The sequence below is a fragment of the Shewanella sp. SG44-2 genome (assembly GCF_014164215.1).
In the GTDB taxonomy this organism is placed as follows: Bacteria; Pseudomonadota; Gammaproteobacteria; order Enterobacterales; family Shewanellaceae; genus Shewanella; species Shewanella frigidimarina.
Genome location: NZ_JACJEU010000012.1, coordinates 21,265 through 42,705 on the forward strand (window position 1 = coordinate 21,265; position 21,441 = coordinate 42,705).

A 21,441-nucleotide genomic window follows, 5' to 3' on the forward strand; every position below is an offset into this window, starting at 1 on the left:
GAGAGTTAATCGAAGGTAATGGCTCAATAGAAGCATGGTCTTTTCTCGTAGTAGAACAACCTAAACTGTACAGCTTAAAGACAAACCCGATAGCGACTATCGGGCTTTTTTATTACATTCACGCAAGCTAATTTAACATTCAGTAACAATTTAGTGATTATTTTGGTACAAGTCGGACCTACGTTTTAAGGAGTTTTTTGCGACAATAAGAGAAATAACAAAAATAAAAACAGAGTGAAAGTGATCAACAACTTAATTCCAACTAACAGCTTTGCACCAATCAACCGATTAACTCGAACCTGTGCACATACCTGTGGCGCTATATTAACTTTAGCATTATTGAGCAGTGTATTATCTTTCGCTGCGTTTGCCGGTTCGAGCCAGCAATTTCATCTCGACATCCCGACCATCAATGAAGATATTGAGGTGGATGGCGACTTTAACGAACCAGCTTGGCAACACGCTACCGAGGTAATGCTGCGTTATGAAACCTCTCCTGGTGAGAATACCGCTGCACCAGTAATAACCACAACTAAAGTCTATGCGTCAAATACCAGCCTATATTTTGCGTTTACCGCCCACGATCCTAATCCAGACAATATTAGAGCAAATCTACGTGATCGAGATAAATCCTGGGGCGATGACATGGTGGGTATTAAACTGGATACCTTCAATAATGCTCGTTTAGCCTACCAATTTTTTATTAACCCTTATGGGGCGCAAAGTGACTCCATTGAAAATGAACTCACTGGTCAAGAAAGTGATGCCTGGGACGGGATTTGGTATAGCAAAGGTAAACTCACCAAAAATGGTTTTCAAGTTGAGGTGCAACTCCCTTTAAGACTGTTTAATTTTGATGACAGTAATCCAATTCAAACTTGGGGCATTGAGCTTATTCGCTTTTATCCCCGCAATGAAACCCATCGTTTATCCACTCATAAAATAGACCGTAACGTGTCATGTCAGTTATGCCAATTAGGTATCGCATCGGGTTTAGCCGGCGCAACTCAAGGGAAAGACCTCCAACTAACACCCTCGATTGTGGCAAATCAAAGCCAGCAACGAGACGTAGCGCAGGCCCAACCTTGGAGTGATGAAAGTAATGTTGATGTTGGATTAGATTTACGTTGGGGGATCACACCGACTACCTTACTTAACGCCACAATTAACCCAGACTTCTCTCAAGTAGAAGCTGATGCGGGTCAGCTAGATGTAAACAATACATTTGCACTCTTCTTTCCGGAAAAACGCGCCTTTTTCTTAGACAACAAAGATTACTTTGATACCCAATTAGACTTGTTACACACCCGCAATATTAGTTCGCCAGATTATGGTTTAAAATTGACCAGCAAAACCGATAACCATACCGTTGCAATATTGGCGGCCAATGACACTCAAACCCAGTTTTTAGTCCCTGGCAATTTAAGTTCTGATGTGGCGATATTGGATCAGCAAAGTCATAATATGGCGGCTCGCTATCGATTTGACCCTAGCAGAGAGTTTTCAATTGGTGGCTTAGTGACGTTAAAGCAAGCCGATGATTATCATAACTATGTTGCCAGTGTTGATATAAAGTACCAACCGACGAAACAAGATACTTTCACTGCGCAATATGCGCATTCACAAACAGCTTATCCGGACGATTTATTCACTAAATTTTGCAATACGGATGATTGTTTACAGCAATCTGAACAATGCGAATTTGGTGATTGTAATATTAACGAACGCGTTTTACGTACCCATAAAGACGATAACTTTAACGACAACATGTACGCTATCAGTTATCAACACGAACGTCGTAATTGGTATGCCAGTACTCATTATGAATCAACAGGCGATGACTTTCGTGCCGATCTTGGCTTTATCGACAAAATTGATGTCGCAAAATTTGTCGCTGGCGGTGGCTACATTTGGTATCCAGACAATCATTTCTTCAGCAAAATTAACCTCGGCGGCGATTGGGACATTACCCATAATCAAAACAATGAACGACTTGAGCAAGAAGCAGAAATGTATATCGAGTTTGACGGCGGACTTCAAAGTTTTATCGCCACAGGGATCGTACAACGACAACGAGTGGGCAGACGCCACAACCCGAGCATTATTGATATCGAAGGCAACACCAGTGAGTTTAATGAAACCTTAGGTTGGTTTTACACCAATTTCACCCCTATTGGATCGCTGAAATTAGAACTAGATGTGAACTATGGCGATGACATTGATTTCGCTAATGACAGGCCTGCAACTATCACTATGTTGAATCCAGGCATCGAATGGAAATTAACCGAATCATTAGTGCTTGATATATCACACCGCTACCAAACATTAGACGTCGATGATGGTCGTTTATTTACAGCTAACCTCACCGATATGCGCCTAAATTGGCAGTTGACGCTAAACAGTTTTATCCGCTTAAGCAGTGTGTATACTCGCATCGAACGCGACCCTGACTTATATCGTTATCAACGTCCTAATACACTGTATCAAGATATTGGCAATGAATTGCTCTATGGCTATAAACTTAATCCCCAAAGTGTGTTTTACCTCGGTTATTCAGACGCATTTATTGCCAATGATGACATCGACTCGTTAACCCAAGACGAAAAAACCTACTTCATGAAACTCAGTTACGCTTGGCTACTGTAGTCATAGTCAATAAGTTTAAAATTAACATTGTAGGACAACTATAGAGGTAAAAAGGCCGTTGATACTGAAGCATCAACGGCCTTGTACTATCTAAATGAACAAGTGAAGTAACTTACTGAGAAACAACCCTATTACGACCTGCATTTTTAGCTTTATACAGTAGCTCATCGGCACGTTGCAGTGCCCGGTCTAATGTTTCATTACTCACGGTAGACACGCCACAACTGAATGAAACAGGCAAATCACCTGCCGAGGTTCTTATCGGGTTGCTTTCACATTGTTCCCGAAATTTATTCACTAGTAGGCTAGCTTTAATGGCATCTAAACCTTTAAACGCTACAACAAACTCTTCGCCACCAAAACGCGCTACAGTAAAATTCGCTGCAAAGGCGTTTTCTAAGCGCTGCACAAATTCAATTAACACTTCATCGCCGACATCATGGCCATAGGTATCATTGATTTTTTTGAAGAAATCTATATCTAATAGTGCCACCGATAACAATTTTTGTTCCGAATCATTTTGTTGGTATTGACCAAAAAAATAACGCCGAGTGTAGGCTTTAGTTAAATAATCACGATTGGCTTTACGCCACAAATTACGCATCATATCGAGTGAATCAAGGGTGTTAAGCACTCGACAATGAAACTCTTCATGCACGAACGGTTTTTGCAAAAAATCATTAGCGCCGTTTTTAATAAACTTTGCCGACAAACTTTCATCATTGTCATTAGACAAACCAATAATGGCGATATCTTCACGGTTAAACTGCTCACGTACCCGTAAAACAAGTTCAACACCATCAACTTTTGGCATGTTGTAATCAGTAATAAGCAACTGAATATCAGGCTGCGCTTGTAGTACGGCTAATGCTTCTTCGCCATCATTGGCTTCTATAACCTTGAACAAATGCTGTTCAAGGAGCATTTTTACAAACTTACGACTCACCAACGAATCATCGGCAACCAACACTTTAACGTCTTGATTTCGATAAAGTCTGTCAATTAACTTGACCACATATTGATAACTGTGGCGTTTATCCTTTGGAATATAATCAACGATGCTGAGTTTTAAGATTTCTCGACGTTGAGCCGCATCTAAATTACTCGTGAGAACAATGCAAGGAGTTGAATACGATGCCACTAACTTGACGATATCGCCGTCAGAAGCATCGGGTAAATTTAAATCTGCAACCACTACAAAATATTGATTTTCTTCTAAAAAAGTCAATGCACTCGACATATCAGGTGCGATGTCCACATGGTATCCAAGATCCTGAACAATCATGTGTTTTAATATTTTCGATACAGTGGTGCTATCTTCTACAATCAACACTCGCAATATAGTCACCTTTATTTCTGTCTAGTACTCAAATCATTTAACACTTTTCAAGTACGATGCTGCCGATAGAATAACCTGCACCAAATGAGCACAACAAGCCTAAATCACCCGTTTTAAAGTCTTGGTTAAACTTATGAAAAGCAATAACCGATCCCGCAGAAGCGGTATTAGCATACTCATCTAATACGATAGGCGCTTGAGTTGGTTCTACATTATCACCAAGCAGCTTCTTCACTACAAACAAATTCATGTTTATATTGGCTTGATGAAGCCATAAGCGCTTAAATTCCTCAGGTTTTATTTGTTCATCAGTAAATTGTGCGTCTAAATGTTGGTAAATCATCGGCAATAATTCTTTAAACACTTTACGGCCTTGCTGATGAAACAGCTTATCTGATGTGGTTGCATTTTCTGGATCGCAGCGATTAACAAAGCCAAAGTTACTGCGAATATTACTTGAGTACTCGGTCACACAGCGAGTCGATAACACACTAAAGGCATTCGTCGATGTTGATAGCTCTGCACGTTCAACTACCACTGCAGTTGCCACATCACCAAAAATAAAGTGGCTGTCACGATCGCGAAAGTTAATTTGCGGCGAGGTTAATTCAGGATTTATAACCAGCACTCGATTAGCTGTGCCGCCACGAATAGCATTAACGGCATTCACAATCGCAAACGTAGCCGATGAACATGCCACTAGCATGTCGTAGGCAAAACCTTTAGTGCCCATGGCTTGTTGGATTTCAATTGCAATGGCTGGATAAGCTCTTTGAGTATAAGCACACGCCACAATCACCAAATCGATGTCTTCAGCCGTTAGGTTTGCTTGCTGTAATGCTTGGTTAGCGGCTTCAATACCCATCTCAGCTTGCATAGACAACGATTCAGAAGGTCTATCAGCAATTAATGGCATCATGATGTTGGTATCGAGGATACCGTCTTTTACCATGACATAACGGCTTTTAATCCCAGAGGCTTTTTCAATAAACTCACTTGACGAATATGCCAACGCAAGCGTATTCCCGGCCTCTATCTCGGCCGCATTCTGTTGATTAAATTGGTCAACATAACTATTATAACAGTTAACTAATTCGTCGTTAGAGACACTGTAAGGTGGTGTGTATAAACCACTGCCTGAAATCACAACTTTATTCATTTTACTCTACCATTTTTAGTGAATGAGTTAGCGAAAGCTCATTTGAGTGCCAGATACATCGACATGAATCACTGAAGGTTTTAACATCGCTTATCGATAACCTTACTGATCATTTGGGTGGCACGACAGAGAAACATTTTGCTGATTAACGCTATTCTAGTATTTTATGATTTAATCTCGTCATACTAAATTAAATTTGTTTGATGGTCAGACCATTGAATGATGACAATTTACTCCGAAAGCCTAATATAGCAGCATCTATAAGGTTTTTAGAATAAAAATAAACTCCTTAATAACTAAAAAGAATAAAGAAGAACAAATTTTCACTTCTAAATCCTGCTGAGCAGATTATGATTAGACAATGCAACCATAGGAGCAAATAATCCATGAGCAAAATTTTCGAAGATAATTCATATACTTTAGGCAACACACCGCTAGTTCGTTTAAACCGCGTCAGTAACGGCAAGGTACTCGCTAAAGTAGAAGCACGTAACCCAAGCTTTAGTGTTAAGTGTCGTATTGGCGCCAACATGATTTGGGATGCTGAAAAGAAAGGCCTACTCACCAAAGATATCGAGTTAATTGAACCTACTTCAGGTAACACCGGTATTGCACTTGCTTATGTTGCTGCAGCACGTGGTTACAAATTAACTTTAACCATGCCAAACACCATGAGTCTTGAGCGTCGTAAATTGCTTAAAGCATTAGGTGCAAACTTAGTGCTAACTGAAGGCGCTAAAGGCATGAAAGGTGCTATTGATAAGGCTGAAGAAATTCGTCTGTCAGCGCCTGAAAAATACCTAATACTAGGTCAATTTGATAACCCTGCTAACCCAGAAATTCACGAAAAAACCACAGGTCCAGAAATCTGGAATGATACTGATGGCGAAGTCGATGTATTCGTTGCTGGTGTAGGTACTGGTGGTACGCTAACAGGTGTAAGCCGCTATCTTAAAGCACAAGGTAAAACCATTACCTCTGTTGCTGTTGAACCAGTTGACTCACCAGTTATTGCACAAGCATTAGCAGGCCAACCGATTCAACCTGGTCCACATAAGATTCAAGGTATTGGTGCTGGTTTTATCCCTGGTAACCTAGACTTGTCGATTATTGACCGTGTTGAAGCTGTTACTAACGAAGAGTCTATTGAAATGGCTCGTCGTTTAATGAAAGAAGAAGGTATTTTAGTCGGTATCTCTTCTGGAGCTGCTGTTGTTGCCGCGAACCGTATTGCTGCATTACCCGAATTTGCAGACAAAACCATTGTGGTGATATTGCCTTCAGCTGCTGAGCGTTACTTATCTTCAGTATTATTTGCTGGCGAATTTAGCGACAGCGAAAACGTACAGTAATAAATTGCATGAATAGACTCTACATTTGTCTATTATAAAAACCAGCTTCGGCTGGTTTTTTGTTTCATTTTCATCATAAAGCCTAAATATTGGTCAACTAAAAGCATTATGCTCATCGTATATATCGCTATCTACCTGTCTAACTTTCGATAAATTATTGTTTATTTGTAATAAAAACTAAACCTCAGTTGCAAAGTTGCTATAAGTCGCTTGCCTATACAACAGCCTTCCGTTTTACTTATTGAAACAAACACTAGTAAACATCAATTTTATTGATACTTAAATGATTCATAAAACGGAGCTATTACGCTGATATGAAATACTCGCTTAAACAAATTACCGTTTTTGATGCTGTGGCCAGTCTTGAAAGTGTGAGCGCAGCTGCTAGAAAGTTATCGATGACCCAATCAGCGGTGAGTATGTCACTTTCTCAGCTTGAGAATTTATTAGACCGTCCGCTGTTTATTAGACAAGGCAACCGACTAACCCTAAGCCATTGGGGCAATTGGTTAAGACCCAAAGCACGCCAATTACTTCAAGATGCACAACAAATTCAATTTGGTTTACATGAACAACACGTAATTAGTGGTCAATTTAAGCTGTGTTCAAGCCAAACTGCGGCCGAATATTTATTGCCGAACTTAATCAGTAAAATTGATAATGATTTTCCAGAGCTAAGGATTGATCTTGAGGTTGAAAACACCGAACACGTTGTTGAAGGCTTAATAAACTACGACTATGACCTTGGTATTATTGAGGGGCGTAACGACGATAGCCGCTTACATCAAGAGAAGTGGATTGATGACCATCTTGTGGTGGTTGCTGCACCACATCACCCTTATGCCAATGCTGAAAAAATTAGTTTAGCGCAATTGGAACAAGCAAAATGGGTACTTAGAGAGCAAGGTGCTGGTACTAGGCGTATTTTTGAGGGCGCTATCCACGGTGTGCTTGAAAAGCTCAATGTGTGGAAAGAATACGAACATGTACTGCTGTTAAAGGCATTAGTCAGAAATGGGGCTTACTTAAGCTGCCTGCCCCATATTACCGTAGAGCAAGATGTTGCTGAAGGTAAGCTGGTTATTATTGATACACCACAGCTTAACCTACAGCGTCAATTGTCTTTTGTATGGCGTAATGATGCGGGTGATAATCCGCTGCGTGATTGCGTCCTAAATGAAGCAAGACGCATGAGTAAAACGCTTTAATGGTATTTGATAACGCCTTTACTTAACCACTAGATGGCTCGTTAAAGGCGTTATCGATTGAGTTAACTATCCCATCACCGAACAAATTTTAGTGGCTATCTGTTCTCGAGTAATAACCCCAAGCAATAACCCTTCATTCACCACAGGAAAACTACTCGGTTTATTCGCAGAAGCATGTCTTAAGCGTTCTTCATAACTCATAAAGCGGCTTCCGGTATACATTCCACTAGCAGTAACAGGAAACAGCTTCTCTCTGTCGACAACCATTAACTCAACAAGATCAGCAATTTTATCGTTGCCAGATACGGTCATCACTTGCGTCTGCATTAAATCAGCAACATGACTGTTAATGTGTTTGTTATATTCTTCAGACCATAAGCATCTTAATAAATCTTGCTGAGATACAAATCCTAATAAACGATTTTGCTTGTCGACAACTGGTGCACCGCGTTCTTGCGCAGCAGTGAGTTGCATCAGTCCTTCATGAATAGAGAGTTCTGGTGACAATGTAAAAGGTGTGGCTTCCATTAATTCACTGACAGTAAGATTAATAATTGATTTAGGCATAGCAGTTCTCCCATTCGTTTTTAGCGAAGGTGTAAGGTTAGATTCATGGTGGATTTGGGTTAATACTGAATGTGATTTGGAAAAGTCTGTGGTCGATTGACTGACCATTGTTCGACTTGATATTGGTACGTTGGGTATTGGCTTATCTGAATTAGACTGGTTAGAAGCTGACTTATTTGAAATAGCCTGATTTGACATAGCCAGGTTTGAAATATGCGCGTCAATCGCCGGAATACATTCAGCTAATGCCAACGTTGCTAACGCCATAGGCGCTTTATGATCAGCGTTAGAGTGCTTTAATCGTTCAATCATTAAATAAGCAAGGCCGACAAATAAAGCACCGCCGACGATGTTGCCTAACGTGACAGGAATAAGATTATTAAATAGAAAATGCGTTATTGTGATATCAGAAAACTGGCTTGCGGGTACACCAATAGCATTAAAGAAATCAGCCGATGCAAATTGCTGCAACATGATCCCCAGCGGCACCATGAACAAGTTAGCAATACTGTGTTCAAAACCACTGCTGACAAACATGGCGACGGGCAGCATAAGTAAGAAGGCTTTGGTTAGTACGTCTTTGCTGGAAAACGTCATCCAGACACCAAGGCACACCAAAACATTACATAAAATGCCTAAAATAAATGCTTGGCTCCAATCATGATGTATTTTGTGTTGCGCAATATTTAATGCATTCAAGCCCCATTGACCACCATTGAGCAGGTGCATTTTAGCCCCTAAAATCAACAACAACATCAACATAGCACCAATGAAATTGCCAACATAGACACGAGTCCAACACATCAATAAATCTTTGGTATTTACCCGTTTTTGAGCCCATGCAACACTACTTAATACCGTACTGGTAAAGAGTTCTCCTCCACAAATAACCACTAGAATTAACCCTAGGCTAAACGCTAAGCCGCCAATAAAGCGCACTTGCCCCCAAGGACCAATTGTTCCGGTCGTTACCGTAATATAAAAAACAAAAGCCAACGCAATGAAAGCACCGGCAAAAATAGCTAAGCCGAATGACTCTAAGTGCGACTTAATGACTTTAGATTGTCCGTATTGTTCAGCTTGCTGGCACATGTTGATAACTGCACTATTCGCAGCGTCTTGTGTGTAAACATTCTGTATCGGCACCGTTGACGTTTTTGTTGTTAAAGCAGTCATAAACTACATTCCAAATACACTAATGGTTATTCTTTGGCTGCAGCATAAATATTAAAGAAATATACAGATACACATCATCGTTGTTTCTAATATTCATGGCAGCCTTCTTGTCAGACATAAGATTACCTTTGAAATAATCAGAATAAAATCTGATAATAATGATGGCGACCATCAATATTATTGATTCACGATTCTGTAATATCAGCATCCATAAAATAGAATGATACCGGTGGTAAAGTTGATGAAAGAGTTGATGGATTTATCACTGGTACTGATATTGATGTGAATGTTGATGTTACTATTGATGTTATTAGTGATGCGCATTAACGGTTATACGTGGTTTTGTCACAGTGCAATGTAAACCATTATGTTTGCGGCTGTTGAGCCAGTTAACTCATCGGTATCGTGCAAACATGAATACGACAACCTGTACAACTACATCCGCATTCCCCCATAGTATTATTGCTAGTTTTATCGTTGCACTCTTAAATCTTGTGATTATTAACCGAGCTAAAACTGTAACCTATGCAAAGCCTATCGCTACAATTCACTGTTTAATAAAAAAGTAGATATCTTAATGAGTATTTACTTTGCATCCGCTATTACGACAGAAATTCATATGCCTACATTTGCCAATAAAAAATTGGAATCACCTTCATTTATGTGGCAGCGTTCTATCGACATTAGGCTTTATCATCGGTGTTATTTACAGATTGATTTTGTGATTATAAAAACCTACATCAATAAAACAGGATTTTATTACGCATTATCAATCATGGATCGTAGCCATTATTGATAATTCTTATTGATAAGGTATCTGCAATGCTTATTACTGGCGTTTTTGTTTAAAAAAATTTAACTAAGGCAATCAAGACTATGTTGCTCCGAATGTTAAACAATCGAATAACAAATTACTTAAACACCATAACTATTCAATTAATGAACGATGTTCTAATATAAAAAAGGTCAATACCAAGATTTATTTAGGTAAAAACCATATTAATTATGTGCATGAAACAAATTTATAAACATGTGAAATGTGTAATTTAACTAAAAAAAACGCTACGTTATATTTTTTCACATAAAAATTAAAAATAATTTATATACATAGCATTAACAAGTTAGGCTAAATTAACTATCCACAAAACAATAAAGCAATGATTTACACTCATTTAATTAACAAATAAACCCACTTAAAATTACACTGTAATGATGATATTTACATTATTATAACTCTATAATGGTTATGATCTCTAAATGTTAATAAAAATGAGTTTAATTGTATGTGTGTTGCAAGTCATCAACATGATGACCTGATATTGTTTTTTTATTTAGGTGTGCTTATATCAATAGCTGTGTAACTTTGTTTCATTTTTATATTAAAAATGATCTCAATGATTACATCATAATAAAAAAATATTTCAGGGAGTTAAAATATGCAAGCTAATTCACATTTAGCCAAAGCTATTCGCTTTGCGCTAATCAGTGGCGTTGCCGTTTCTGCAGCAACCACATTCAATACTGTTGCAGCAGAAGACGCAGCGAATACAGCACCTGCTGTCGAGAGAATCTCGGTAACGGGCTCACGAATTATTCGTGAAGGTGCTGTTGCACCAACGCCAGTTACAGTAATTACTGGCGACGAGTTATTATCAACTGGTGTAACAAATATTGGTGAAGCGCTAAACCAATTACCTGCACTAGGTAACACCTACTCACTTGCCAACTCAGGCCGCTTTATTGGTACTTCGGGTCTTAACTTACTCGATTTAAGAAGCATGGGTACCGCCAGAACACTCGTGTTAGTGGACGGTAAACGCCATGTATCAAGTTCTGCAGGTACTTCTTCAGTCGACGTCAATACCATTCCAAGTGTATGGATCGATAGAGTTGAAGTAATTACCGGCGGTGCATCTGCAATTTACGGTGCCGATGCGGTAACCGGTGTTGTAAACTTCATTTTAAAGAAAGATATTAATGGCTTAGATGTATCCGCAACCAAAGGTTGGGCTGACGATAGTGGTCACAATAAAGACCGTTTCTCATTATCTTATGGTTCTGATTTTGCCCAGGGTGATGGTAACGTTGCCTTTGCGGTTGAGTACAGCGCTCAAGAGCAATTAAGAGCATTTGATCGCGATCAGACTTCAACTGCTTTTTCGAGCCTAGCAAATAAAAACCGCACTGAAGATAATAATGACCCATCAGATCCAGACAAAATATGGACTCCTAATGCAGGTCACTACACAATTAGTAATGCCGGTACCTTCAATTTAGATGGTTGGAAAAGCTTTAACCCTGATGGCTCATTAAGCGATGTTTATAGCGGTCAAAATGTTGATGGTATTCGTTGTGCAAATTGCGATGTCACTAACTTAAACCAGTTTGTAGAATTACAACCTGAATTCGAACGTTACAATATTAACTTTAAAGCAAACTACCAGCTTAACGATAATCATAACGTTTATTTTGAAGCTAAATACGTTAACAGCCAATCAACAGATGAAGGTCAACCAGCATTTTTCTTTGGTAATCCGGTTAACGATATCAAAATTGATAACGCTTTTATCAATCCTGAACTGGTTGCTTTAATGAAAGCAAACAAGGATAGCGACGGTAATTCAGCGCCATTAGATACACTTAATATTCGTCGTTTTATGACGGACTTGGGTGCGCGCATTGAAGATGATACTCGCGAAACTCAACGTTATGTTATCGGTCTTGAAGGTATAGTATTCCAAGATTGGGATTACGATGCCTATGCTATTTATGGTCAAACTGATTTAGAGCGCGTTAATAAAAATAACTTAATCTATGACAATTACACCAACGCCCTTGATTCTGTATTAGAAAACGGGATTGCGGTTTGTCGTGATCAGTCAGCTAGAGATGCAGGCTGTGTGCCAGTCAACATTTTTGGTTTTGGCGCACCAAGTCAAGATGCGATTAATTATATTAATACCGCTTCAACTGGTACATCGATTATTAAGCAAACCGTATTAGGTGGCTCACTAACTAACTCTAGTTTATTTGAATTACCTGCCGGTTATGCAGGCTTCTCTACTGGTGTTGAATACCGTAAAGAAGAAAGTGAGATATTTGAACCTTCAAATGCAGCAGGTACTTTCTTCAATGCATTAGGCGAAGATAAAGGCGATTTTGATGTAAGCGAAATCTTTGCTGAAATCACGCTTCCTTTGTTAGCCGATTTACCAATGGTACGTCAGCTAGACTTAGATCTTGCAATACGCTTTGCTGATTACAGCACCATTGGTAATGCTACAACATGGAAAACGGGTTTAAGCTGGGAAGTTGATGATCAGATCCGCGTTCGTACTACATACTCAGAAGCTATTCGTGCACCTAACATCAGTGAGCTTTATGGTGCTGCAAGCCAAACATTCTTCTCTGTAGATGACTCTTGTCGTGCTAAAAACTTAAATGATCTGGCTGATCCAACTCAACGCCAAGCTAACTGTGCGGCGTTAGGGATCCCTGCTGGTTTTGACGCTGACTACGACGATAAAACGCTTGAAGGATTAAGTGGTGGTAATCGCGAGCTACAAGCAGAAGAATCGAAAAGTTTCACGTTAGGGATTGTTTATCAACCTGATTTTATTGATGGTTTATCGATCACTACCGATTATTGGAATATTGAGATCGAAAACGCTATCAGTGCTGTTGGTGCTCAAGATATTATCGATCGTTGTGTTGATTCTAAATCTGGTGTGAATAATGAATACTGTAGTTTGATTACTCGTGATTCAACTAGCCACGAAATCACTCAAATTAGACAGTTCTCGTTGAACATTGCGTCGCTTGAAGCTGCTGGTATTGACTTTGATATTGGTTATAACTTTGAAGCCTTTAGTGGTGACGTGCGCACTAACCTTATTGCGACTCGTCTACTAAAACGTAAAGACTTTTCATTCCAGGATGAACCAGATACGTTTGAAGAACTTGCAGGCACGGCTGGCTATGCTGAATGGCAAGCAAACTGGAGCCTAAGTTACTCAATCGATAGCTGGGATGTTAGCTGGAGAACGCGCTATGTCGAGGGTGTAAGCCTTTATACTGATAAGGAATTAGCCTTAAACGCGAATCCTAATAGCAACATGGAATTTGGCGATTACTTTATCAACGATATGGCAGTTGCATACAACTTCGATTCAGGTATTAGATTGAAGTTTGGTATCGACAACGTGTTTAACCGTGAATTACCTTACGGCTACACAGGTACTGATACTGATAGTTCAGCTTACGATAACGTTGGCCGTTTCTTCCATACTACGGCTACTTACAAGTTCTAAACTATTCGTTATAAGCGATAGGTTTATTTGTAATAACGGCATCTTCGGATGCCGTTTTTTTATGTCTATAACATTATTTTAAATATCGCCTAGCAATAAAGTTTCCCCCAGTCTCAGTATCAACACCATAGCGAAAAACAACCACAGAGTCATACTCACAGTATTATGAGCGTTACCGCATTAGCTGATTAAGCACATCACTTTAATGTTGATGTCGTCAAACATTACCAGCCAAGTCGCACCTTTAAATAACGTCTGCACGCCTTAAGTAAAACTTTTAATTTATGATACTCTATATCAATTATATTGATGCTGAGTATTAATTTGTCATCTGCATAACAATCAAACTTCAAATCTAGGCTAATTTACGGATCTGATTTTGCAATCAACTTGTTATCCAGCTCTCACTTCTAGCAAACAAAACATCAACTTTCTTGATACCAAGTGATGCGATCGCATCGCTATGCTAAAATCCACAAGGTAAATTGGTCTTACCAAGAAAGATCATAATAAGGACATCACTGTAATGCTTCCCTAATTAAAGGCATCGCAGCTGAGCAAAGTGATAAGAGCCATTGCGGCTCACCGGCAAGCTGCTCTTATGGACATAGCCATCACTTCAATGGAACACACTTAAACTTCATCATTTGATGGATTAACCTGTTCTTTTCGGAGAATGAGAAATTATGTCAGACACAGTCAGTAATTCAGATACACAAGCTCATGAAGCAAGCTATAGCGAGCTTCACCGCCCTGCTAGCGAGTTTGAAACTCGCGATGCCTATCTAGAAAATGAACTCAAGATAATGAAGCCAAAACGCTGGGGACTCAATCTTCCTGGGCGTGATTTTCGTTTTGAATGGGAAGACTTAGTCCCAGCAATAGCAGGAACCATTGGTATTACTGTTATGTATTCTGCAGTAATGGCTGCTTGGGCTGCAGGCTTAAGTGAAAAATGGGACCACGTCAATCTTGGGGCAGAATTTGCTATCCAAATTGTCCGCGTAGAAATGCTCATCCCTGCTTTACTCTTCTGCATTATTAGCTCCGGTTTTATTAACCCAAGAGCAAACCTTGGTGGCAACCATGGACCAATGATCCCGTTGATTGGTACCATCGCGCTCGCTGGTGCTCATCCGTTAGCGTTAGCAATCCTCATTGGTATATTTGGCTTAATTTTAAGTTATTTCAAAGGGGGATCGAAACTGGTTAACCTCACCAGTAGCGGTGTGGCCGGCGGTTTATTAGTGTTCTTAGGATTTATGGGGGCTAAAAGTCAGATAGGTTCTTTGTTTGACTGGGCTGGAGGACTGCAAGCCAAACATAGTCTTGACTATTCACTCGGTTATGTTGCATTTGCCATCTTGTTAATCAATGTCATTATTTATGCTGCATTAGCCAAATATGGCAAGCGTTGGTTGGCTATTCCGCTGTGCTCTATCGCGGCTGTTGCTCTGGCATTTGGTCTTGGCGCAGGTTTGGATCTACAATTTACTACCGCTCCAGGCATCCCAAATCTCAATCCTGTTTATTGGTGGGGTTCAACTGAACATGGTTGGCAGTTAGGCTTACCAAATGCTGCTCATTTTATTGCATCATTACCGTTCGCCATTCTTGCTGTTGCCATGTGGTCACCAGACTTTCTTGGCCATCGTATTTTCCAAGAGTTAAATTATCCAAAAGGTGCTGAAAAAGTACTGATGGATGTTGATGATACGATGACAACCTGTTCAGTAAGGCAGATCGTTGGTACGGCAGTAGGTGGCGGTAATATTACCTCATCATGGGGAACTTACATGATCCCCGCAGCCATTGCCAAACGCCCTATTCCTGCTGGCGCTATCCTACTCGGTAGCTTATGTATTATTGTGGCTATCATTGGTTATCCTATGGATATCACCGTGTGGCGTCCTGTTATGTCGATTGCGCTTTTAGTCGGTGTATTCCTACCGTTATTAGAAGCGGGTTTACAGATGGTTAAAGACACAACTAGCAGCCAGGCCGCAGGTATCTGTATTTTCGCTGCATTCGTTGCTAACCCAGTATTAGCTTGGGCTTTGACCATGTTACTTGATAACAATGGCTTGATTGGTGATAAAGAACGTCCTAAAACCTTGTCGTTTGCAGACCGTATTGTTATCCCAAGCCTAGCCTTTGTGATTTGTTTGGCGGCGATGTTAGCAGTAGGCATGATCGAAGGGATTCCAGCGTTGCTATAATCCAGTTATGCTCGGTAATACCATCAATAAAAAGCGAGATCGGCAACGATCTCGCTTTTTATTTGTCAAAAATTGCCGCGTGCTACTCCAACTTCTAAACAGATTTGTTAGCCAGTTAACACTTTTGATATTCCGTTAGCGAAAGCAGCCGATATCGTCATCGCGCTGTGCTATTATCAAGCCATGGATAATTGGTCTTACCAATTAGTTCATTAACCGAAACAATATCGATTAGCGTCATTACACAAGCCAGGCGGAACATTTCTGCCATCAATGTCGCAGAAGATGTAAACGGCTCAGTCTAGCGAATCAACCTAGACTACAGAATGTAAGTACTCAACGGATAACAACACTTAGTGTTAATTGTGATGATATCCGTAGAAAATCAACCAGAGGGTTAAGTAAATGACAGATAAAACCGAACTATTTGCCAACGCGTGGGAAGGTTTCGTAGCTGGCGATTGGAAAACTGAAGTTAACGTACGTGACTTTATCCAACAAAATTACACACCATATGAGGGTGATGAATCATTCTTAGCAGGTGCAACAGATGCAACATTAACTTTGTGGGACAAAGTAATGGAAGGCATCAAGCAAGAAAACCAAACTCATGCTCCTGTCGATTTCGACACAGAAATGGTTTCGACCATTACCTCTCATGATGCTGGTTATATCAATAAAGACCTTGAAACTATCGTTGGTTTGCAAACTGAAGCGCCATTAAAGCGTGCCATGCTGCCTAATGGTGGTATTCGTATGGTTGAAGGTTCATGCAAAGCTTATGGCCGTGAACTGAACAGCGATGTAAATTACGTTTACTCTGAATTACGTAAAACCCATAACCAAGGCGTGTTTGATGTCTATACTCCTGAAATTATGGCTTGCCGTAAGTCAGGTATATTAACGGGTTTACCTGATGCTTATGGTCGTGGTCGTATTATTGGTGACTACCGTCGTATTGCTTTGTACGGTATTGATTATCTAATGAAAGATAAGTTTGCCCAATTCAGTTCACTGCAAGCGCAGTTTGAAGCAGGCGAAGACTTATCAAGTGTGATCCAATTACGTGAAGAAATTGCTGAGCAACATCGTGCTTTAGGCCAAATGAAAGTGATGGCAGCTAAATACGGTTGTGATATTTCTGTCCCAGCCCAAAATGCTAAAGAAGCCATTCAATGGACCTACTTTGGTTACCTTGCTGCAGTAAAAAGCCAAAATGGCGCAGCAATGTCACTTGGTCGTACTTCAACATTCATTGATGCTTATATTGAACGTGACATTAAAAATGGTGTTCTTACTGAGCAGCAAGCCCAAGAAATGGTTGACCATTTCGTAATGAAATTGCGTATGGTTCGTTTCCTTCGCACACCTGAATACGACGAACTATTCTCAGGCGATCCAATTTGGGCAACTGAATCTATCGCAGGTATGGGTCTTGATGGTCGCACATTAGTAACTAAATCAAGCTTCCGTTTCTTACATACCTTGTACAACATGGGCCCAAGCCCAGAGCCAAACATTACTGTATTGTGGTCAACAAAATTGCCACAAGGTTTTAAAAGTTACTGTGCCAAAGTATCAATTGACACTAGTTCAATTCAATACGAAAACGATGACTTAATGCGCCCAGACTTTGAGTCTGACGATTACGCCATTGCTTGTTGTGTTAGCCCAATGATTTTGGGTAAACATATGCAGTTCTTTGGTGCTCGTGCTAACTTAGCCAAAACCATGTTATACGCCATTAACGGTGGTGTTGACGAAAAGCTTAAAACCCAAATTGCACCAAAAGCTGATCCAATTACTGCTGATGTTCTTGAGTTCGATGATGTTATGTCACGTCTTGATGGTTTAATGGACTGGCTTGCAACGCAGTATGTGTCTGCACTTAACGCTATTCACTTTATGCATGACAAATACTCTTACGAGTCTGCGTTAATGGCATTACATGACCGTGATGTGCGCCGTACAATGGCGTGTGGTATTGCTGGTTTATCAATTGCCGCCGATTCATTGTCAGCGATTAAGTTTGCTAAAGTTAAGCCTATTCGTGATGAAAATGGTATTGCGGTTGATTTTGACATTCAAGGTGATTATCCAAAATTTGGTAACAACGATGCTCGCGTCGATGATATTGCTTGCGATTTAGTTGAACGTTTTATGTCGAAAATTCGCTCTAAAAAAATGTATCGTAATGCCATTCCAACTCAATCAATCTTAACCATCACTTCAAACGTAGTTTATGGTAAGAAAACCGGTAATACTCCTGATGGTCGTCGTTCAGGCGCACCGTTTGCGCCTGGTGCAAACCCAATGCATGGCCGTGATGAAAATGGCGCAATTGCTTCATTAACATCAGTGGCTAAACTACCATTTGCCCACGCACAAGATGGTGTTTCTTATACTTTCTCTATCGTGCCAAATGCATTAGGTAAAGATGATACGGGTCGTCGAACTAACCTAGCGTCACTTATGGATGGCTACTTCTTAAGCAAGCCTAACCGTGAAGGTGGTCAACACTTAAACGTTAACGTGATGAACCGTGAAATGTTAGAGGATGCGATTGTTAATCCGGATAAATATCCACAATTAACTATTCGTGTATCGGGTTATGCCGTTCGCTTTAATGCGCTCACCCCTGAGCAGCAGCAAGACGTGATTACTCGTACATTTACTAAAAGTATGTAGTCTCTGCTAAAATTGGCTGTATCGATGTGTAACATCTTATCGATACAGCCTTTTTTATATTCATTTTAAGGAACAACAATGACGTTAGGTCGCATACATTCAGTGGAATCATTCGGAACCGTTGACGGTCCAGGAATTCGCTACATCGCTTTTATGCAAGGCTGTCTTATGCGCTGCCAATATTGTCATAATCGTGATACATGGGATCTAGATGGCGGCAAGGAAGTTTCTGTTGATGAAATAATGAGCCAAGTCATTTCTTATCAACCCTTTTTAGAAGCCAGCGGTGGTGGTATTACAGCCAGTGGTGGTGAAGCAATTTTACAAGCTCAATTTGTCAGCGAGTTGTTTAAAGCCTGCAAAAGTCAGGGGGTACACACCTGTTTAGACACCAACGGTTTTGTGCGTAAATACGAACCGGTGATAGATGAATTGCTCGACAATACCGACTTAGTGTTACTTGATATCAAACAAATGGACGATGCCAAGCACATCGAACTGACGAAAGTCAGTAACCATCGAACACTACAATTTGCACAATATCTTGCCACACGAAATATAAAAACCTGGATCCGTTATGTGGTTGTCGCAGGATTTACTGAAGATGTCGAATCAGCCATCGCACTCGCTGAGTTCATTAAACCGATGAGCAATGTTGAAAAAGTTGAATTACTGCCTTATCACCCGTTAGGGGAACATAAATGGCAAGCTTTTGGCGAAACGTATACTTTGGCGGATATTTCACCGCCAAGTACAGAGATTATGCAGAGAATTCAGCAAGTGTTTGTCGACCGAGGTATTAACGCTACATTTTAGTCACAAAAACGATAAACAGATGTAAATTAGCACTGACTTATACATAAGATGAATTACAATTCATCCCAGTAACTTTGGTCTAAACGTTCAAAAGCCAGTTTCAAAATGGTAGCCATATCAGAATAACAGGCTTTTGCGCCCAAAGGTTGGCAATGGATACCCATCTTAGTCAATGCAGAGGTGAGTTGGTTGCCCCAATCAAATAATGATAACGGTAACGGATGGCTCGCTCGCCAACCTAGCCATAATAAGCCTTGTACAGGCAGGCTAATAAAAAACAGCAACATAGTTAATGCTTGCGGTAAATAATCCCAGCCAAATACGTATAGCTGGCTAGACGCAACGACTAATGCCAACACAGGCATAGCAATTATCGCTAATTGAGTCGCTTTAACGACGCGGTACTCTGGGAAATAAAACCCAAGTTGCCTAACCATTGGCCAGGTCTTCATATAACGTTGACCATCGCCAAGTAATTTAACCAAATTCATGTTCAATATACGGCTACCTTTACTGCTTAGGACATGAGTATAACGATAACATAATACAGTGTCATGCCCCAAATGCACTGGCTGATTTGCATCTATACTGATTTAACTTTCAGTCGTAAATCACGGTAAGAACAACGAAGTGTGGCGTTTATGAAAGAATCATCATAAACCTTAATCAAAATGGAATTTTACTATTTTATTTAGTTTCATTGACTTAAAAGGCGTTAACATGTCAGACAAATTAGTACTCGTGCTCAACTGCGGTAGCTCATCATTAAAATTTGCCATCATTGATGCTCAATCAGGCGATGATAAAGTTTCTGGATTAGCTGAATGTTTTGGTTTAGAAGATTCGCGCATTAAGTGGAAATTTGATGGCGGCAAGAATGAAGCCAAATTAGGTGCCTTTACTGCGCATCGCGAAGCGGTAGAATTTATCGTTAATAACATCTTGGCAGAACACCCAGAACTTGCGGCACAAATTAAAGCCGTTGGTCATCGTATCGTCCATGGTGGCGAAAAATTTACTCGCTCGGTTATTGTGACTCCTGAAGTCATTCAGGGTATTGAAGATTGTGCGTCATTAGCACCTCTGCATAATCCTGCGCATTTAATTGGTATTCGTGCCGCACTTGCCTCATTCCCAGCGTTGCCACAAGTTGCAGTATTTGACACCGCATTCCATCAAACCATGCCCGAAAAGGCATATATTTATGCCCTTCCTTACAAATTGTATCGTGAACATAGCATTCGTCGTTATGGCATGCATGGTACTAGCAATATCTATATTTGTCGTGAAGCAGCCAAAGTCTTAGGCAAAGAGACTAAAGACACCAATATTATTTGTGCTCATTTAGGCAATGGCGCATCAGTAACCGCGATTAAAGATGGTAAAAGTGTCGACACTTCAATGGGCTTAACCCCGCTTGAAGGTTTAGTCATGGGTACACGTTGCGGCGATTTAGACCCATCAATTATTTTCCATTTAGTTAAACAACTTGGCTATACCCTTGATGAAGTCAATAACCTATTGAATAAGCAAAGTGGTTTACTGGGCATTTCAGAGCTCACCAACGATTGTCGTGGTATTGAAGAAGGTTATCAAGACGGTCACAAAGGTGCCACATTAGCCTTAGATATCTTCTGCTATCGTTTAGCCAAATATATCGCCTCTTACACTGTGCCATTAGGGCGTTTAGACGCCATTATCTTTACTGGCGGTATTGGCGAAAACTCAGACCTTATTCGTGAGAAAGTGCTTAATTTATTAGCAATATTTAACTTCAAAGTCGATGATAACTTGAATAAAGCGGCTCGCTTTGGCCAGCAAGGCATCATTACTCAAGTAGGTAGCCCAATTGCTATGGTCATACCGACAAATGAAGAGTGGGTTATTGCCGAAGATGCCATTAAGCTCATCACTGCTAAATAAGCAGCCTATTCGGTCTTATATTCGGTTAATTAATATGA

Annotated in this window: 12 protein-coding genes; 8 read left to right on the plus strand and 4 right to left on the minus strand. The window is 40.2% G+C overall.

The features are described from left to right. Positions 1-234 precede the first annotated feature (234 nt). The gene (locus H5181_RS11040) at positions 235-2,646 is read left to right on the plus strand and encodes a DUF5916 domain-containing protein (RefSeq protein ID WP_310734280.1); all 2,412 of its coding nucleotides are present in this window, start codon (positions 235-237) and stop codon (positions 2,644-2,646) included. Positions 2,647-2,758: 112 nt separating this feature from the next. Here the strand turns inward: H5181_RS11040 and H5181_RS11045 are convergent, their stop codons facing one another. Then, positions 2,759-3,985: a response regulator gene (locus H5181_RS11045; RefSeq protein WP_165871083.1), complete on the minus strand. Its 1,227-nt coding sequence runs from the start codon at positions 3,983-3,985 to the stop codon at positions 2,759-2,761. A 37-nt stretch (positions 3,986-4,022) separates the two neighbouring features. Further along, positions 4,023-5,144 carry a beta-ketoacyl-ACP synthase III gene (locus tag H5181_RS11050; protein WP_123777789.1) on the minus strand — a complete coding sequence of 374 codons (1,122 nt, stop codon included), beginning with the start codon at positions 5,142-5,144 and terminating at the stop codon, positions 4,023-4,025. A 386-nt stretch (positions 5,145-5,530) separates the two neighbouring features. Between H5181_RS11050 and cysK the strand changes: the two genes are divergently transcribed. Then, complete coding sequence (cysK, locus tag H5181_RS11055) at positions 5,531-6,496, plus strand: cysteine synthase A (RefSeq protein ID WP_011637922.1); 966 nt, start codon at positions 5,531-5,533, stop codon at positions 6,494-6,496. Between the two features lie 314 nt (positions 6,497-6,810). Continuing rightward, entirely contained in the window at positions 6,811-7,704 is an 894-nt protein-coding gene (locus H5181_RS11060) for a LysR substrate-binding domain-containing protein (protein WP_011637923.1), read from the plus strand. 66 nt (positions 7,705-7,770) lie between these two features. Here H5181_RS11060 and focA read toward each other — a convergent pair whose 3' ends face one another. Beyond that, the gene (gene focA / locus H5181_RS11065; RefSeq protein ID WP_182751017.1) at positions 7,771-9,447 is read right to left on the minus strand and encodes a formate transporter FocA; all 1,677 of its coding nucleotides are present in this window, start codon (positions 9,445-9,447) and stop codon (positions 7,771-7,773) included. 1,436 nt (positions 9,448-10,883) lie between these two features. Between focA and H5181_RS11070 the strand changes: the two genes are divergently transcribed. The 4 genes from H5181_RS11070 (at position 10,884) to pflA (ending at position 19,480) form a co-directional block, all read left to right on the plus strand. Beyond that, positions 10,884-13,757, plus strand: a complete 2,874-nt coding sequence (locus tag H5181_RS11070; RefSeq protein WP_011637925.1) for a TonB-dependent receptor domain-containing protein — start codon at positions 10,884-10,886, stop codon at positions 13,755-13,757. Positions 13,758-14,443: 686 nt separating this feature from the next. Next, complete coding sequence (locus H5181_RS11075; RefSeq protein WP_182751018.1) at positions 14,444-15,976, plus strand: DUF3360 family protein; 1,533 nt, start codon at positions 14,444-14,446, stop codon at positions 15,974-15,976. A gap of 405 nt (positions 15,977-16,381) precedes the next feature. Beyond that, a complete protein-coding gene (gene pflB / locus H5181_RS11080) occupies positions 16,382-18,664 on the plus strand; it encodes a formate C-acetyltransferase (protein ID WP_182751019.1) in 2,283 nt (760 codons plus the stop codon). 78 nt (positions 18,665-18,742) lie between these two features. Continuing rightward, positions 18,743-19,480, plus strand: a complete 738-nt coding sequence (gene pflA, locus H5181_RS11085; RefSeq protein WP_011637928.1) for a pyruvate formate lyase 1-activating protein — start codon at positions 18,743-18,745, stop codon at positions 19,478-19,480. Between the two features lie 53 nt (positions 19,481-19,533). Here pflA and yfbV read toward each other — a convergent pair whose 3' ends face one another. Next, positions 19,534-19,971 carry a terminus macrodomain insulation protein YfbV gene (yfbV, locus tag H5181_RS11090; protein WP_182751020.1) on the minus strand — a complete coding sequence of 146 codons (438 nt, stop codon included), beginning with the start codon at positions 19,969-19,971 and terminating at the stop codon, positions 19,534-19,536. A 229-nt stretch (positions 19,972-20,200) separates the two neighbouring features. Between yfbV and ackA the strand changes: the two genes are divergently transcribed. Beyond that, positions 20,201-21,403: an acetate kinase gene (ackA, locus tag H5181_RS11095; RefSeq protein ID WP_011637930.1), complete on the plus strand. Its 1,203-nt coding sequence runs from the start codon at positions 20,201-20,203 to the stop codon at positions 21,401-21,403. Positions 21,404-21,441 lie beyond the last annotated feature (38 nt).

Bases quoted from the DNA above. Each gene is read 5' to 3' on its own strand.
- H5181_RS11050 (WP_123777789.1), bottom strand. From the start codon at position 5,144: ATGAATAAAGTTGTGATTTCAGGCAGTGGTTTATACACACCACCTTAC.
- cysK (WP_011637922.1), top strand. From the start codon at position 5,531: ATGAGCAAAATTTTCGAAGATAATTCATATACTTTAGGCAACACACCG.
- H5181_RS11060 (WP_011637923.1), top strand. From the start codon at position 6,811: ATGAAATACTCGCTTAAACAAATTACCGTTTTTGATGCTGTGGCCAGT.
- focA (WP_182751017.1), bottom strand. From the start codon at position 9,447: ATGACTGCTTTAACAACAAAAACGTCAACGGTGCCGATACAGAATGTT.
- H5181_RS11070 (WP_011637925.1), top strand. From the start codon at position 10,884: ATGCAAGCTAATTCACATTTAGCCAAAGCTATTCGCTTTGCGCTAATC.
- H5181_RS11075 (WP_182751018.1), top strand. From the start codon at position 14,444: ATGTCAGACACAGTCAGTAATTCAGATACACAAGCTCATGAAGCAAGC.
- pflB (WP_182751019.1), top strand. From the start codon at position 16,382: ATGACAGATAAAACCGAACTATTTGCCAACGCGTGGGAAGGTTTCGTA.
- pflA (WP_011637928.1), top strand. From the start codon at position 18,743: ATGACGTTAGGTCGCATACATTCAGTGGAATCATTCGGAACCGTTGAC.
- yfbV (WP_182751020.1), bottom strand. From the start codon at position 19,971: ATGAATTTGGTTAAATTACTTGGCGATGGTCAACGTTATATGAAGACC.
- ackA (WP_011637930.1), top strand. From the start codon at position 20,201: ATGTCAGACAAATTAGTACTCGTGCTCAACTGCGGTAGCTCATCATTA.